This is a genomic window from Pantoea sp. App145 (assembly GCF_047947045.1).
Taxonomy (GTDB): Bacteria; Pseudomonadota; Gammaproteobacteria; order Enterobacterales; family Enterobacteriaceae; genus Pantoea.
The window spans coordinates 2,602,363-2,615,614 of sequence record NZ_CP133290.1; the positions used below are offsets into that span (position 1 = coordinate 2,602,363).

Here is a 13,252-nt window from a genome sequence, read left to right on the forward strand (position 1 = left end):
TTTTACCCGATCAGATAAACGCAAAAGCATCGCCGAACATCTGTGCTTCCAGCGCACCACGTTCCGCACAAAAGCGTTCACGCGCAATCTTCGCCATTTCGAACCGGCCAGCGATATAAATATCGTGCCCGCTCAATGAAGCGTAGTCCTGCATCACAGCCGTCAGTACCGTACCGGTACGTCCCTGCCAGCTCGCTTCCGGCTGTTCAACCACCGGGATCACCTGCAAATTGGGATGCTTAACCGCCAGCGCATTCAGTTCATCGAGATCGTAGAGATGAGTCAGTTCACGGCCGCCCCAGTAAATCGCGATATCACGATCGGGCTGCTGTGCCAGTGCGGTCAGCAGAATGGAACGGGCGTAGGAGAATCCGGTTCCTCCCGCAATCAGGATGATGGGACGATCGCTATCTTCACGCAGCCAGGCATCACCATGCGGCATGTCTACGGTGATTTCACGCTGCTTCTGGATACGTTCCATCACCGCCATGGCATAGAGATTAAGCTCCGATGCGCCGATATGCAGCTCGATGATGTCTTTTTCCATCGGCGTGGACGCCAGGGAAAACGGGCGTTTATCCCGTTCGTCCATCACCACCATCAGGTACTGTCCGGCACGAAAGCTAAAATTCGCTTCCGGAATTAAACGGACGCGGTAGACGGTATCAGTAATCGCTTCAACCGAAGTCACTTTACAGCTTAACGTTGTCATGCGTTCCCTCTGTCGGGTCGTTTTTATGGTTATTCACCGCCGTCAGCGCTGCGGCGGCTCGGCAAAGATACCTAGCTCATCCCAGATGGCGTCAATGCGCGCCGTCACCGCCGGATCTTTGACAATCGGGGTTCCCCACTCACGCGTCGTTTCGCCTGGCCATTTATTGGTGGCATCGAGTCCCATCTTCGACCCCAGCCCGGAGACCGGCGAGGCGAAATCGAGGTAGTCGATTGGCGTGTTCTCAACCAGCACCGTGTCGCGCGCCGGGTCCATACGCGTAGTAATCGCCCAAATCACATCATTCCAGTCGCGCGCGTTGACGTCATCGTCACACACAATAACAAATTTGGTGTACATGAACTGCCGCAGGAACGACCAGACACCAAACATCACGCGCTTCGCATGACCGGCATACTGTTTTTTCATCGTCACTACTGCCAGGCGATACGAACAGCCTTCCGGTGGCAGATAGAAATCCACAATTTCCGGGAACTGTTTGATCAGAATCGGCACCAGCACTTCATTTAACGCCACGCCCAGCACCGCCGGTTCATCCGGTGGACGGCCGGTATAGGTTGAGTGATAAATCGGGTTACGACGTTGCGTTATGTGCGTCACGGTAAACACCGGGAAGTTATCTACTTCATTGTAGTAGCCGGTGTGATCGCCGTACGGGCCTTCTGGCGCCATATCGCCCGGCTCGATGTAACCTTCCAGCACGATTTCAGCGCTGGCGGGGACTTCGAGGTCGTTAGACAGACACTTCACCACTTCGGTTTTATTGCCACGCAGCAGGCCCGCGAAGGCGTATTCCGATAAGGTATCCGGTACCGGAGTCACCGCACCCAGAATGGTTGCCGGGTCAGCACCGAGGGCGACAGAAACCGGAAAACGCTCGCCGGGGTGAGCTTTACACCACTCCTGGAAATCGAGCGCGCCGCCGCGATGCGATAGCCAGCGCATAATCAGACGATTTTTGCCAATCACCTGCTGGCGATAAATCCCGAGATTCTGGCGCTCTTTATGCGGTCCGCGCGTCACCGTCAGGCCCCAGGTGATCAGCGGTGCGGCATCATCCGGCCAGCATTTCATCACTGGAATGCGCGATAAATCGACCTCATCACCGCTGAATACTTCTTCCTGACAAGGCGCATTACGCAGCCGTTTGGTCGGCATGTTCAGCACCTGCTTAAACTGCGGCATCTTGTCAAACAGGTCGCGAAAGCCCTTTGGCGGCTCAGGTTCTTTCAGGAATGCCAGCAGTTTGCCCACTTCGCGCAGCGCACTAACCTCTTCCTGCCCCATGCCCATCGCCACGCGTTTCGGCGTACCAAACAGGTTGCACAGCACCGGCATGTTGTAGCCTTTCGGGTTTTCGAACAGCAGCGCCGGACCGCCCGCACGCAGGGTACGGTCAGCAATTTCGGTCATCTCCAGTTCGGGATCGATCGCCTGAGTGATGCGTTTTAACTCGCCCCGCTGCTCCAGCAGCGCAAGGAAATCACGTAAATCCTGATATTTCATGTAGGGTTAGCTTTCCGGCCTGAGATAATCGGCCATTATAGGGCCGATTCCGCAGGCTTGTTGAGGTTTCTGCGTCAGGCGGGCTGACAGGAGAATGGCACCAGCGATTGCAACGCCAGCACATCGTGGTGCGCAGCAATGGGTTCACCGTGGCGGAAAACTTTAAAATCTTCACCACGCGCGCTGTAGTAACGCAGACGATCTTCGCTGACATGCAGGAAACTGCCTTCGCGCAGCGCAATCACCGATTCGCTCGGGTTGACCGCACAGAACTCTGCCAGACGCTCATCCCGGGTTTCCCCCATATGGCCGCTGACGTGTGCATCGAGGTAATGCGGATTGATCTGTACCGGGAACAGCCCCAGCGCAGGCAACACCACGCTGCTGCGCACCGGCATATCATTGGTGGTACGGATGGAAGGTGTCGCCACGTTGCAACCGGCGCTCCAGCCAACGTAAGGTACGTGACGTTCACGCACCGCCCGCTGGATCGCCACAATCAAACCCTGTTCATGCAGCATCTGGTTCAGCAGCCAGGTGTTGCCGCCGCTCACCAGAATCAGTTCTGCCTGTTCAATCGCTTCGACCGGAGTAGCGAACTCATGCACGGTGCGCACCTGAATACCGAGTGAATCGCTCAGGTCCTGCGCGCGCTGGGCATGATCACCACGAATAATGGCGTAGGGTACCAGCACCGCAGAAGTAATACCGCGTTGTGAAATCATCGCATGAAGCTGTGGGTGGGCATAACTCAGCAACGGAGCATCGTCGGCCAGCTTGCCGTTGCTTAACAGGAACAGTTCCATCAGACGGTCCTTTCATTCATAAGATGGTGAAGGAGTCTGATACAGAAGATTGCCAGACGTCAATTTTCTTACAGAAAACGATCAAAAAGGGCTCAGACTCAGAAAAATCGTAGTGAAATTTGTTTTACAGCTGCGTTTACCCCGGCCGATGCGCTATAACTCTGAAAGCAGGTTTGCTATTCTTAGCGTCCATTCTTTGGGAGCAGTTATGGAATCCTGGTACTTACTTTATTGCAAACGTGGACAGCTATTGCGCGCGAAAGAGCATCTTGAGCGGCAGGAGGTAAATTGCCTCAGCCCGATGATTGCTCTGGAAAAAATCGTTCGTGGCAAACGCACCACCGTAAGTGAACCGCTGTTCCCCAACTATCTGTTTATTGAATTCGATCCGGAAGCGATTCATACCACCACCATCAGCAGCACGCGTGGTGTCAGCCACTTCGTGCGCTTCGGGGCGATGCCGGCGACGGTGCCGTATGAAGTGATCGAAGCACTGCAAAGTGACGCGCCACAGATCCTGCTGGATCCGGAAACGCCACAGGTCGGTGATGAAGTGATCATCACCGATGGCACCTTCGAAGGTCTGCGTGCCATTTTTGCCGAGCCGGATGGCGAAACCCGTTCCATCCTGCTGCTGAACCTGCTGAATAAGCAGGTTATGCGCAGCGTCGATAACAAACAGTTCCGCAAAGCCTAAACCAATCTGAACAGCTGGCGCGCGTTGTAATCCACCTGTGCGCTCAGCGTTGCTGCATCCTCATTACGCCATAACGCCACTTGCTGCACGATGTGCGGCAGAAAACACGGTTCATTACGACGCGACGTCGGACGCGGATGCATATCACGCGGCAGCAAATAAGGCGCATCGGTTTCCAGCAGCAGGCGGTCAGCCGGAATCAATGGCAACAGTTCACGCAGCCCCATGCCACGGCGTTCGTCGCATACCCAGCCGGTAATTCCCACTGACAGCCCCAGCGCCAGGCAGGACTCCATTTCTTCGCGCGTGCCGGTAAAACAATGCGCCACCGCACCCACCAGTTTTGGCAGCCAGGGTTGCAGAATCGCAGCAAAACGCGCGTGCGCTTCGCGGCAATGCAGAAATACCGGCAGCTGTAATTCAGCCGCCAGCTGCAGTTGCGCATCGAAGGCGTATTCCTGCTGGTCATGCGCGGAGAAGTTGCGGTTAAAGTCCAGTCCGCATTCACCAATCGCCACCACCTGCTCACTTTCTGCCAGGCGGCGCAGGGTGTTGGCGGTTTCTGCCGACCATTCGCTGGCATGGTGCGGATGCACGCCTGCGGTTGACCAGCAGTAGCCAGAATGCAATGCAGCCAGCCGCTGTGCCTGTTGGCTTTCCAGCGCGTTGGTGCCAGTGATTAACAGGCCGGTGACGCCTGCGTCGCGCGCACGCGTCACCACCTGTTCGCGATCTTTGGCGAATTGCGTGCTGGTCAGGTTTACACCGATATCAAACATGTTTTTTCCCAAATAAAAACCGCCCAACAAGCGGGCGGTTCAGATTCATCATCATCCCGCTCGCACGCGGGATACTCAGCCTGGATATCAGGATTCGGTGTGATGTTCCTCGTCAACCGATTCTGAATCCGACTCCGACTTTCGTCCTTTCCCCACATAGTAGCGGGAGAAGAATACGCCGACTTCAAACAGGCAGTACATCGGAATAGCGAGCAAAGTTTGTGAGAAAACATCCGGTGGTGTGAGCAACATCCCAACAACGAACGCGCCAACCAGAATGTAGGGACGTTTCTTTTTCAGATCTTCCGGCGTGGTGATCCCGGTCCAGCACAGCAGCACAATCACCACCGGCACCTCAAACGCTACCCCAAATGCCAGGAACAGAGTCATGACGAAGTCGAGATAGTGGGTGATATCCGTGGCGATCTGCACGCCCTGCGGCGCGGTTTTAGCAAAGAAGCCAAACGCCAGCGGGAACACGACGAAGTAAGCAAAAGCCACACCGACGTAAAATAACAGCGTGCTGGAGAACAGCAGCGGCATCACCAGCTTGCGCTCATGGCGATACAGCGCAGGCGCAATGAACGCCCATACCTGATACAGAATCACCGGTACGGCCAGAAACACCGAAACAATGATGGTGAGCTTTATCGGGGTAAAGAACGGCGATGCGACTTCGGTCGCAATCATGGTGGCACCGGCTGGCATCTGCCTGATCAACGGCTCTGCCACAATATGGTAGATATCATTGGCGAAGTAGATCAGCGCCAGAAAGATGACAAATACCGCGATGATGCAGTTTAACAGACGCTTGCGCAGCTCAATCAGATGGCTGATGAGCGGTTGTGTATCTTCAACGGCCATGTTTATCGTTCATCATTTGCAGAAGGAGTTGGCGCTGTGCTGCGAGGCGCACTGGCGGTGTCGGGTTTGTCCACGGCAGACGGAGCAGCGTGCGGTGCCTGCGCTGGCGCGCTGGCCTGATGTTCTGCTGTTGCGGGCGTTACTGCTGTCGCAGGCGTTACCGGTGGCACAGGAGCAGCAGGTGGCGGCGTATGAATGGTATTCGCTTCATCTTCCGCTTTCTCTATATCGATGCTCTGCTGATAAGAACGTTTCATGGAATCGGCGGTTTTACGCAACTCTTCCATCGATTCTTTCAGTTCCGGTGACAGCGTGCCACGGCCCGCTTCTTCCACCTTCTTCAGGCTATCCTGCAGCTCCTGCAGTTTCAGTTCCTGCGCCAGTTCATTCTGCACGTTAGCCGCCAGCGAGCGGATTGCGCGAATCCAGCCCACTACGGTTTTTACCGCAACCGGTAATCGTTGCGGACCGAGAACAATCAGCCCGATAACGAACACCAATACCAGTTCACTAAAACCAATGTCGAACACAGTTATACCTGCTTGTCGTTCCTGGCGTCGTCTTTACTAGCCGAGGTTTGCTGTTTATCTGCCAGGGTTTTGGCGTTGAAGTCAGCGTCCTGCTCTTTCGGTTGATCCTTTTTCTCGTCTTCGTCACCCATCGCTTTTTTGAAGCCACGGATGGAAGACCCTAAATCCGAACCCAGATTGCGTAGCTTATTGGTACCGAACAGAAGTACAACAATGACGGCAATGATTAACAATTGCCAAATACTGATACCGCCCATGAGATATGCCTCTAATATTCTGTGAAAAACTGTTGAATGTAACACACAGAAAGCCCATATGATTTCGGGCCTTAGCATGCGACATTACGCGTTTTAGATCTGGCTGACAATCAGTTTGTCTTGCGCCAGCCTATCAGCCAGGTAACGATGCCTGCGGCCATTAAAATCGCGGGAAACAAATCCCACTCAGGCCGACTCAGTAGCACTGCGGTGCCACTTAATAACAGTGTAGCCCCTACTCCGAACAGATAACGCGCCTTGTTATGACGGGTGCGTTGCGCATTCATATCGGTGACAAGTTTATCGACGCTGTGCTGTAACAATTTGTGCTGGCGCATGCTGTCATAAAACAGTTCCGGCAGCTCCGGCAGTTTTTCTGCCCAGAAGGGAGCCTTGTCTTTCACCGCGCGCCAGATGGCCGGAATACCAATCTGATCTTTAATCCAGTCTTCGAGGAACGGTTTAGCGGTTTTCCACAAATCGAGCTGCGGATAGAGCTGACGGCCAATCCCCTCGATATACAGCAGGGTTTTCTGCAACAGCACCAGCTGTGGCTGCACTTCCATGTTGAAGCGACGTGCGGTGTTGAACAGGTTGAGCAACACATGGCCAAAGGAGATCTCTGCCAGCGGCTTCTCAAAAATCGGTTCACACACGGTACGAATCGCAAACTCAAAATCTTCGACGTTGGTATCCGGCGGCACCCAGCCGGAATCAACATGCAGCTCCGCCACCTTGCGGTAATCGCGGTTAAAGAACGCGATAAAGTTTTCCGCCAGGTAACGTTTATCCTCTTTGTTCAGCGAACCGACGATACCGCAGTCGATGCCGATATATTGCGGATCTTCCGGATGGTCGTAGCTGACGAAGATGTTGCCGGGATGCATATCGGCATGGAAGAAACTGTCACGGAACACCTGGGTGAAGAACACCTGCACACCACGCTCGGCCAGCAGCTTCATATTGACGCCATGCTGTTCCAGCGTGGCGACGTCAGAGATCGGAATGCCGTAAATACGTTCCATCACCAGCATTGATTCACTGCAATAATCGGAGAAGATTTCCGGCACATACAGCATGCGGCTCTGGTCAAAGTTACGACGCAGTTGAATCGCGTTGGCAGCTTCACGCAGCAGATTGAGTTCATCAATCAAGGTTTTTTCGTAGTCGCGCACCACTTCCTGCGGACGCAGACGACGCCCATCCGGCAGCAAACGCGGCACCCAACGCGCCAGGCGGTAGATCAGCTTCATATCCGCTTTGATCACCGGCAGGATATCCGGGCGGATCACTTTGATCACCACTTCACGACCATTCTCTTTCAGCGTCGCGGTATGGACCTGAGCAATAGACGCCGAGGCCAGTGGCGTGATCTCGAAATCGTCAAACCAGGTTTCCACCGGCCCGCCGATCGCTTTCTCGATTTGCGCTTTGGCTTTAACGCCATCAAACGGTGCAACGCGGTCCTGCAGGATCGCCAGCTCATCAGCGATCGCCGGGGGAAACAGATCGCGGCGTGTCGAGAGCATCTGACCGAACTTGATCCACACCGGCCCCAGCTGCTCCATCGCCAGACGTATCCGCACGCCCATCGATTCGTTTTTGTGTTTGTTGGGGATCCAGAAAATGCAGCGCCGCCATAAACGCAGGGGCAGCGTGATACGCATGTGGGGAATCAGTTCATCAAGGCCATAGCTGAGAAAGACCTTTACGATAAAATATAAGCGCCGAATTTCTCCCAGCGTCATTTCGCCTCCAGCTGTGCTAAACGCGCCTCTAACGCATTGAGCGAACGTTCCATCGCTTCCACTTCCTCGCAAAACCAGGCGAGTTCCAGCGCACCCGGCGCCAGTCGCCACTCTTCAGTGAAGGTCTGACCCAGGTAATCCTGGCGACGCGTCACCTCGTGTTGCACAAACTTCAGCGCGCGCTGTGCGGCCTGGCTGATGCCCTGCGCGGCGATATCACCAATCCACGGTGCGAGATATTCCGCCGGATCCAGCTCTGCCAGATCCATCAACGCCGAGAATTGCTGCACCACCTGCAAATCCCCCTCCACTTCCAGCTCGCCGCTGCGAATCAGGCCGGTGAGTTGCTGGCGGTCACGCAATTTCGGCAGGGTGCTAAGGCGCAGGCTGACGGTGCAATCGCTGCTGTCCTGCCAGTCGCCAAGCACATCCAGCTGATTTTCGCTGAACACCAGCACCAGCGGGAATGAGAGTTCCTGCAACCGTAACATCAGCACTTTGCCCGCCAGACGTTGGCGTGCCGCTTTCAGGCTGCGATCGCGATACAAAACACGATTGAGGGCGGTCTCAAGACCGCCGGTAATCAAAGGAGTGAAAGTCATGGCCATGATTTGTCAGAACTTAAAGCCGCGATGCAACGCGACGATGCCGCCAGTCATGTTGAAGTAGGTGGTATTCTCAAAACCCGCGTCATTCATCATCGCCTTCAGGGTTTCCTGATCGGGATGCATACGGATCGATTCCGCCAGATAGCGATAGCTTTCGGCATCCTGCGCCACCAGTTGACCAATACGCGGCAGAATGTGGAACGAGTAAGCATCATAGGCTTTGCTCAGCGGTTCGATCAGCGGTTTGGAGAATTCCAGCACCAGCAGGCGTCCGCCTGGCTTCAATACGCGGAACATAGAAGCCAGCGCTTTCTCTTTTTCCGTCACGTTACGCAGACCAAAAGAGATGGTGATGCAATCGAAATAGTTATCCGGGAAAGGCAATGCTTCGGCGTTGGCCTGCACATAGCTGACGTTGCCAGAAATGCCGAGATTACGCAGTTTTTCACGGCCCATCTTCAGCATTGAGCTATTGATGTCCGCCAGCACCACCTGGCCGGTTTCGCCTACCAGACGCGAGAATTTCGCCGTCAGGTCGCCGGTACCACCGGCCAAATCCAGCACACGCTGACCACGGCGCACGCCGCTGCTGTCGATGGTGAAACGCTTCCAGACACGATGGATGCCGAAGGACATCAGATCGTTCATCAGGTCATATTTTGCCGCTACGGAGTGAAACACGTCGGCGACTTTATCTGCCTTTTCGCTTTTCGCGACGGTCTGAAAGCCAAAGTGGGTAGTTTCCTGCTGTGATTCATCTGCCATGGGTTTTACCTGTTCCACAAACAATTCTTCCCGAAGTGTATCAGAGTTGCGCTGGCCGGGCACGCGACCGGCGTGCTATTCGTTGATGCGGCGCAGGGAAGCGGCGGCAGAATCTTCTGCTTTTTCATCAGGCTCGTCGTCATCGGCCCAATCTTCCTCCGTCTCTGACGGTTGCGCCTGCGCCACCAGCTGCGGATTGATGGGGCGTTTGATCTCGACGCCCAGCGAACGGAACGCTTCACTTTGCGCAATAAGATTACCGCGCCCTTCCGCCAGTTTTTTCATCGCCAGCTGGTAACTTTGCTGCGCTTTATCCAGGTTGTGACCAATGCCGCTCATGTCATCGACAAACAGCCGCATTTTGTCATACAGCCGTGCAGCACGATCGGCAATGCGCTGTGCGTTGCGGCTCTGATGCTCATAACGCCACAGATTGTTGATGGTGCGTAGCGCCACCAGCAGCGTGGTGGGGCTGACCAGCATGATATTCTGCTGCAACGCCTCGCTGATCAGCTCTGGCTGCCGATCGATCGCCAGCAGGAAAGCCGGTTCAACCGGGATAAACATCAACACATAATCCAGGGAGCGTAAACCGGGCAATTGTTGATAATCTTTTCGTCCCAGCAGGCGAATATGGCCGCGCACCGCGTTTACGTGATCCTGAATCGCCTGCTCGCGCGTGCCCTCATCTTCGGCATTGAAATAGCGTTCATAGGCGATCAGCGTCATTTTGGCGTCAATCACCACATCCTTGCCCTGCGGCAGACGTACAATCACATCCGGTTGCATCCTGCCCTGCGATTCCAGCTGAATGTTGACCTGGGTTTCATACTCATGACCTTCGCGCAGGCCCGATGCCTCCAGCACGCGGCTGAGCACCACTTCGCCCCAGTTACCCTGGATTTTGTTGTCGCCTTTCAGCGCTTTGGTGAGGTTAATCGCTTCCTGCGCCATCTGCGCATTCAACTGTTGCAGCTGACGGATTTCATGGGCCAGCGTATGGCGCTCACGCGCTTCCTGACCAAAGCTGTCATTTACCTGACGACGAAAACCGTCCAGCTGCTCGCGCAGCGGGCTGATCAGGTTATTCAGACTCTGGCGGTTTTGTTCATCAACACGACGGCCGCTGTTTTCGAAAATGCGATTGGCAAGATTTTCGAACTGCGCGCTCAGGCGCTGTTCGCTGTTGGTGAGCAGACGCTGTTTCTCCTCAGCGGCGAAACGCGTCTCTTCCAGGCGGATGGTGACTTCACGTAGCTCGGCTTCCTGCGCGCTGTTCACTTCCAGCTGGTTGCGCAGTTCACGGCTCAGCTGTTCGCTTTCGCCACGCCAGTAGTCAAGCTGTTGCAGGCGCTCCTGCGCACCGCTCAGCGCACCATGCAGCTGACGCAGCTCCTGTTCACGCTGCTGTACCTGCTGTTGCGTCAGCTCCAGTTGCTGCTGCTGGCGCTGCTGTGCATCTTCCAGCAAGCGGCGTTCGGTTAAAAAGCTGGCGTGCTGATGGCCCGCGCGCAGCTGCGCCACTATCCAGCCCAGGCCGAACCCGGCCAGCGCCAGTACGCCGCTGATAATGATAAGTTGCTGATCCATAATTCCCCCGTGGATCCTCTCGCTGAGGGAAAAGGTAGAGGCGCACTGTATAAATGTCCAGACAATTTTGCCAGATGGCAGGCTTATAGCGCCTGCACCGTAAGTTCACCCGCTTTCCATGCATCAATCAGGAAAAAAGGCATCGGTAACGCCCATTCACCGCCACGCACTTTTGCCGGATAACACCAGCGCTGGTCGCCATAGGTCAGTTCAACCTGCTGCATCGCCGCATCGGCATGGCTGGCTTTACCTGCCATGCTGGAGAATCCCGCATTGCTGCCGACATGAAAACGGTCAGTCTGCCAGCGAATGGGATCATGAGCGGGCCAGGCTTCAGCCTGGTGAAAATGGAAAATATCGTCGTGACTGAGCAGGCTGTCGCGTACCGTTGGCCACAACGCCAGTTTGAGGAAATACTGGTCGGTAAAACGTTCGCTGCCCTGGTAGCGGGTAATAAAATCACGCATCTGCTGTTCGATGTTGCTGAATACGCCGTTACACCCGCCCCACATTCCCGCCAGCAGCAATTCGGTGTGGGTAAAGTAGTCACGCATATGGTGGAACCAATAGGGTGATTGCAGCCAGGCCTCCACCGCGGACAGTTCGCGCTCGGAAAGCAGCGAATCCGCATCCCGCACGATAAAACGTTTGACGCTGGCATCATCCATCACCAGGAAGCGCCACAGGGTGGGAAACAGCGTTTTCTCGTGCGACATATCCACCAGCTGTACATTGGGCTGCGCCAGACGCTGCCAGACATGTTGCGGTACGCTGTCATCCAGCCAGATACGGCAGGTCCACGCCGGGTAAAGCTCGCGTGCCACCTCGACATTTTTTATCAGGGTTTCGCAATAGCGTGGCTGGTCGCCATACAGGCTGAAGGCAATGATATTTTCCTGTGGGCGAGACGCCGCAAAGGCCGGTGGTGCTTCTGCTGGCAGAGGGTGCTTTTGCCCGGCGCTGAATTTCCGGTCGGATTGCTGCAACGATTCCAGCCCGTAACGCGCCACCTCATCCGGCTTGTTAAGCCAGCCACAGACTTCGGTGAGACCGTCGAGCCAGGTTTCCGCCGCCTGCGCCCGCTTATCCGCCGTAGCCTGATAGATTTTCTGGTAGGTTTTCCAGGATTTCTGGTATTCGCCAACACGCATCAACGCCAGCGCATAATCACTTAGCACCTGCATGTTGTGCGGCATAACACGCAACACTTCTTCACAGCACTGACGCGCGACAGGGAAATCAGCCGCCGCCATCGCCTGGCGGAAACGCGCTGCCGCATCTTCGACACGCGCCTGAGGGCTGACCATAAAGGCAGGACGTTGAACAGGAACCGTTTTGCGCATAGAAATTTCTCAGTTATCCGCTGAATTGACGCGCATCCGTTTCAGGTAACCGACGAAATCTGAAAATCGCCGGTTACCGGGCGCGCTAGATCAACCGACGCGCCGCTTCGACTACAATTTTCACCGCGTCGCTTTCAGTCTGTTTCATGGTCGCCGCGTCCGGGATCTCCTTCTGCGTACGATTCACGATGACGCCCGCCACCATACCGGCTCGCAGCCCCTGGCTGGCGCACATGGTTAACAGTGTAGCGGATTCCATCTCATAGTTGAGGACGCCCATTTGCTGCCACTCTTTCATCGAGCCCTGGAAGCGGCTGACCACACGGCCTGAGAAGGTGTCGTAACGCTCCTGGCCGGGATAGAAGGTGTCAGAGGAGGCGGTGATGCCAATGTGGGTCTTCGCACCACAGGCTTCTGCCGCGGCGACCAGCGCCGTGGTACAGGTGAAGTCAGCGACCGCCGGGAATTCCATCGGCGCGAAGTGCAGGCTGGCACCGTCCAGACGAACCGAAGCCGTGGTGACCAGCACATCACCCACATTGATATTCGGCTGGATGGCACCGGTGGTGCCGACGCGCAGGAAGGTACGCACACCGAGCTGGGCCAGTTCTTCCACCGCGATGGAGGTTGACGGGCCACCAATGCCGGTGGAGCAAACCACTACCGGTTTGCCGTCCACCTCGGCCAGATAAGTGGTGAATTCACGATGCGACGCCAGGTGCTGCGGGTTGTCCATCAGCGCAGCGATTTTCTTTACGCGCTCAGGATCGCCGGGAACGATGGCCAGCGTGGCTCCTTTCAGGTCGGCTTTGGTGATGCCAAGGTGGAAAACGTCAGACTGGGCCATAACAGACTCCTGGTAGATAAGGGATATGCGCGCCACTTTACGTCAGCAGGCGGGATAAATATGTGACTAATTTCACTATCGATAATGAAAGTTACATTATCAGAAAAACATAACGTGACATGAATCACACATTGGTCGTCTGCCATTCTGAATTGCTACAAGCTGTGCTGTGTAAGTTT

General features: G+C 55.4%; 14 protein-coding genes. 1 reads left to right on the plus strand and 13 read right to left on the minus strand.

The window, feature by feature from the left end; all coding sequences use genetic code 11:
• Nucleotides 1-10: 10 nt before the first annotated feature.
• The 3 genes from fre to pepE all read right to left on the minus strand — a co-directional run bounded on the left by fre (nucleotide 11) and on the right by pepE (nucleotide 3,045).
• The gene (fre, locus tag RCF31_RS11885) at nucleotides 11-712 is read right to left on the minus strand and encodes an NAD(P)H-flavin reductase (RefSeq protein WP_416410624.1); all 702 of its coding nucleotides are present in this window, start codon (nucleotides 710-712) and stop codon (nucleotides 11-13) included.
• Between the two features lie 42 nt (nucleotides 713-754).
• Nucleotides 755-2,239: a 4-hydroxy-3-polyprenylbenzoate decarboxylase gene (ubiD, locus tag RCF31_RS11890; protein WP_208713607.1), complete on the minus strand. Its 1,485-nt coding sequence runs from the start codon at nucleotides 2,237-2,239 to the stop codon at nucleotides 755-757.
• A gap of 74 nt (nucleotides 2,240-2,313) precedes the next feature.
• Entirely contained in the window at nucleotides 2,314-3,045 is a 732-nt protein-coding gene (gene pepE, locus RCF31_RS11895) for a dipeptidase PepE (protein WP_416410627.1), read from the minus strand.
• Nucleotides 3,046-3,253: 208 nt separating this feature from the next.
• Here pepE and rfaH point away from each other — a divergent pair, with 208 nt between their 5' ends.
• Nucleotides 3,254-3,742: a transcription/translation regulatory transformer protein RfaH gene (rfaH, locus tag RCF31_RS11900; RefSeq protein WP_208713605.1), complete on the plus strand. Its 489-nt coding sequence runs from the start codon at nucleotides 3,254-3,256 to the stop codon at nucleotides 3,740-3,742.
• Here rfaH and tatD read toward each other — a convergent pair.
• The 10 genes from tatD to udp form a co-directional block, all read right to left on the minus strand.
• Entirely contained in the window at nucleotides 3,739-4,521 is a 783-nt protein-coding gene (tatD, locus tag RCF31_RS11905; protein ID WP_416410629.1) for a 3'-5' ssDNA/RNA exonuclease TatD, read from the minus strand. The genes rfaH and tatD overlap by 4 nt on opposite strands.
• Before the next feature lie 87 nt (nucleotides 4,522-4,608).
• On the minus strand, nucleotides 4,609-5,385 hold the full coding sequence (gene tatC / locus RCF31_RS11910) for a Sec-independent protein translocase subunit TatC (RefSeq protein ID WP_310617298.1): 777 nt from the start codon (nucleotides 5,383-5,385) through the stop codon (nucleotides 4,609-4,611).
• A gap of 2 nt (nucleotides 5,386-5,387) precedes the next feature.
• Nucleotides 5,388-5,915, minus strand: a complete 528-nt coding sequence (gene tatB / locus RCF31_RS11915) for a Sec-independent protein translocase protein TatB (protein ID WP_313683539.1) — start codon at nucleotides 5,913-5,915, stop codon at nucleotides 5,388-5,390.
• A 2-nt stretch (nucleotides 5,916-5,917) separates the two neighbouring features.
• Nucleotides 5,918-6,172 (minus strand): Sec-independent protein translocase subunit TatA, encoded by a 255-nt coding sequence (gene tatA, locus RCF31_RS11920; protein WP_084871739.1) that lies wholly within the window; start codon nucleotides 6,170-6,172, stop codon nucleotides 5,918-5,920.
• Between the two features lie 110 nt (nucleotides 6,173-6,282).
• Complete coding sequence (gene ubiB, locus RCF31_RS11925) at nucleotides 6,283-7,920, minus strand: ubiquinone biosynthesis regulatory protein kinase UbiB (RefSeq protein ID WP_299455358.1); 1,638 nt, start codon at nucleotides 7,918-7,920, stop codon at nucleotides 6,283-6,285.
• Nucleotides 7,917-8,522, minus strand: coding sequence for a ubiquinone biosynthesis protein UbiJ (gene ubiJ / locus RCF31_RS11930; RefSeq protein ID WP_416410633.1), 606 nt, complete (start codon nucleotides 8,520-8,522; stop codon nucleotides 7,917-7,919). The genes ubiB and ubiJ overlap by 4 nt, the downstream gene beginning before the upstream one ends.
• Before the next feature lie 12 nt (nucleotides 8,523-8,534).
• Nucleotides 8,535-9,293 carry a bifunctional demethylmenaquinone methyltransferase/2-methoxy-6-polyprenyl-1,4-benzoquinol methylase UbiE gene (gene ubiE / locus RCF31_RS11935; RefSeq protein WP_084871737.1) on the minus strand — a complete coding sequence of 253 codons (759 nt, stop codon included), beginning with the start codon at nucleotides 9,291-9,293 and terminating at the stop codon, nucleotides 8,535-8,537.
• Nucleotides 9,294-9,368: 75 nt separating this feature from the next.
• Nucleotides 9,369-10,883: a DNA recombination protein RmuC gene (rmuC, locus tag RCF31_RS11940; protein ID WP_416410635.1), complete on the minus strand. Its 1,515-nt coding sequence runs from the start codon at nucleotides 10,881-10,883 to the stop codon at nucleotides 9,369-9,371.
• 83 nt (nucleotides 10,884-10,966) lie between these two features.
• Nucleotides 10,967-12,226, minus strand: a complete 1,260-nt coding sequence (locus RCF31_RS11945) for a tetratricopeptide repeat protein (protein ID WP_416410637.1) — start codon at nucleotides 12,224-12,226, stop codon at nucleotides 10,967-10,969.
• 85 nt (nucleotides 12,227-12,311) lie between these two features.
• Nucleotides 12,312-13,073 carry a uridine phosphorylase gene (udp, locus tag RCF31_RS11950; protein WP_084871734.1) on the minus strand — a complete coding sequence of 254 codons (762 nt, stop codon included), beginning with the start codon at nucleotides 13,071-13,073 and terminating at the stop codon, nucleotides 12,312-12,314.
• Nucleotides 13,074-13,252 lie beyond the last annotated feature (179 nt).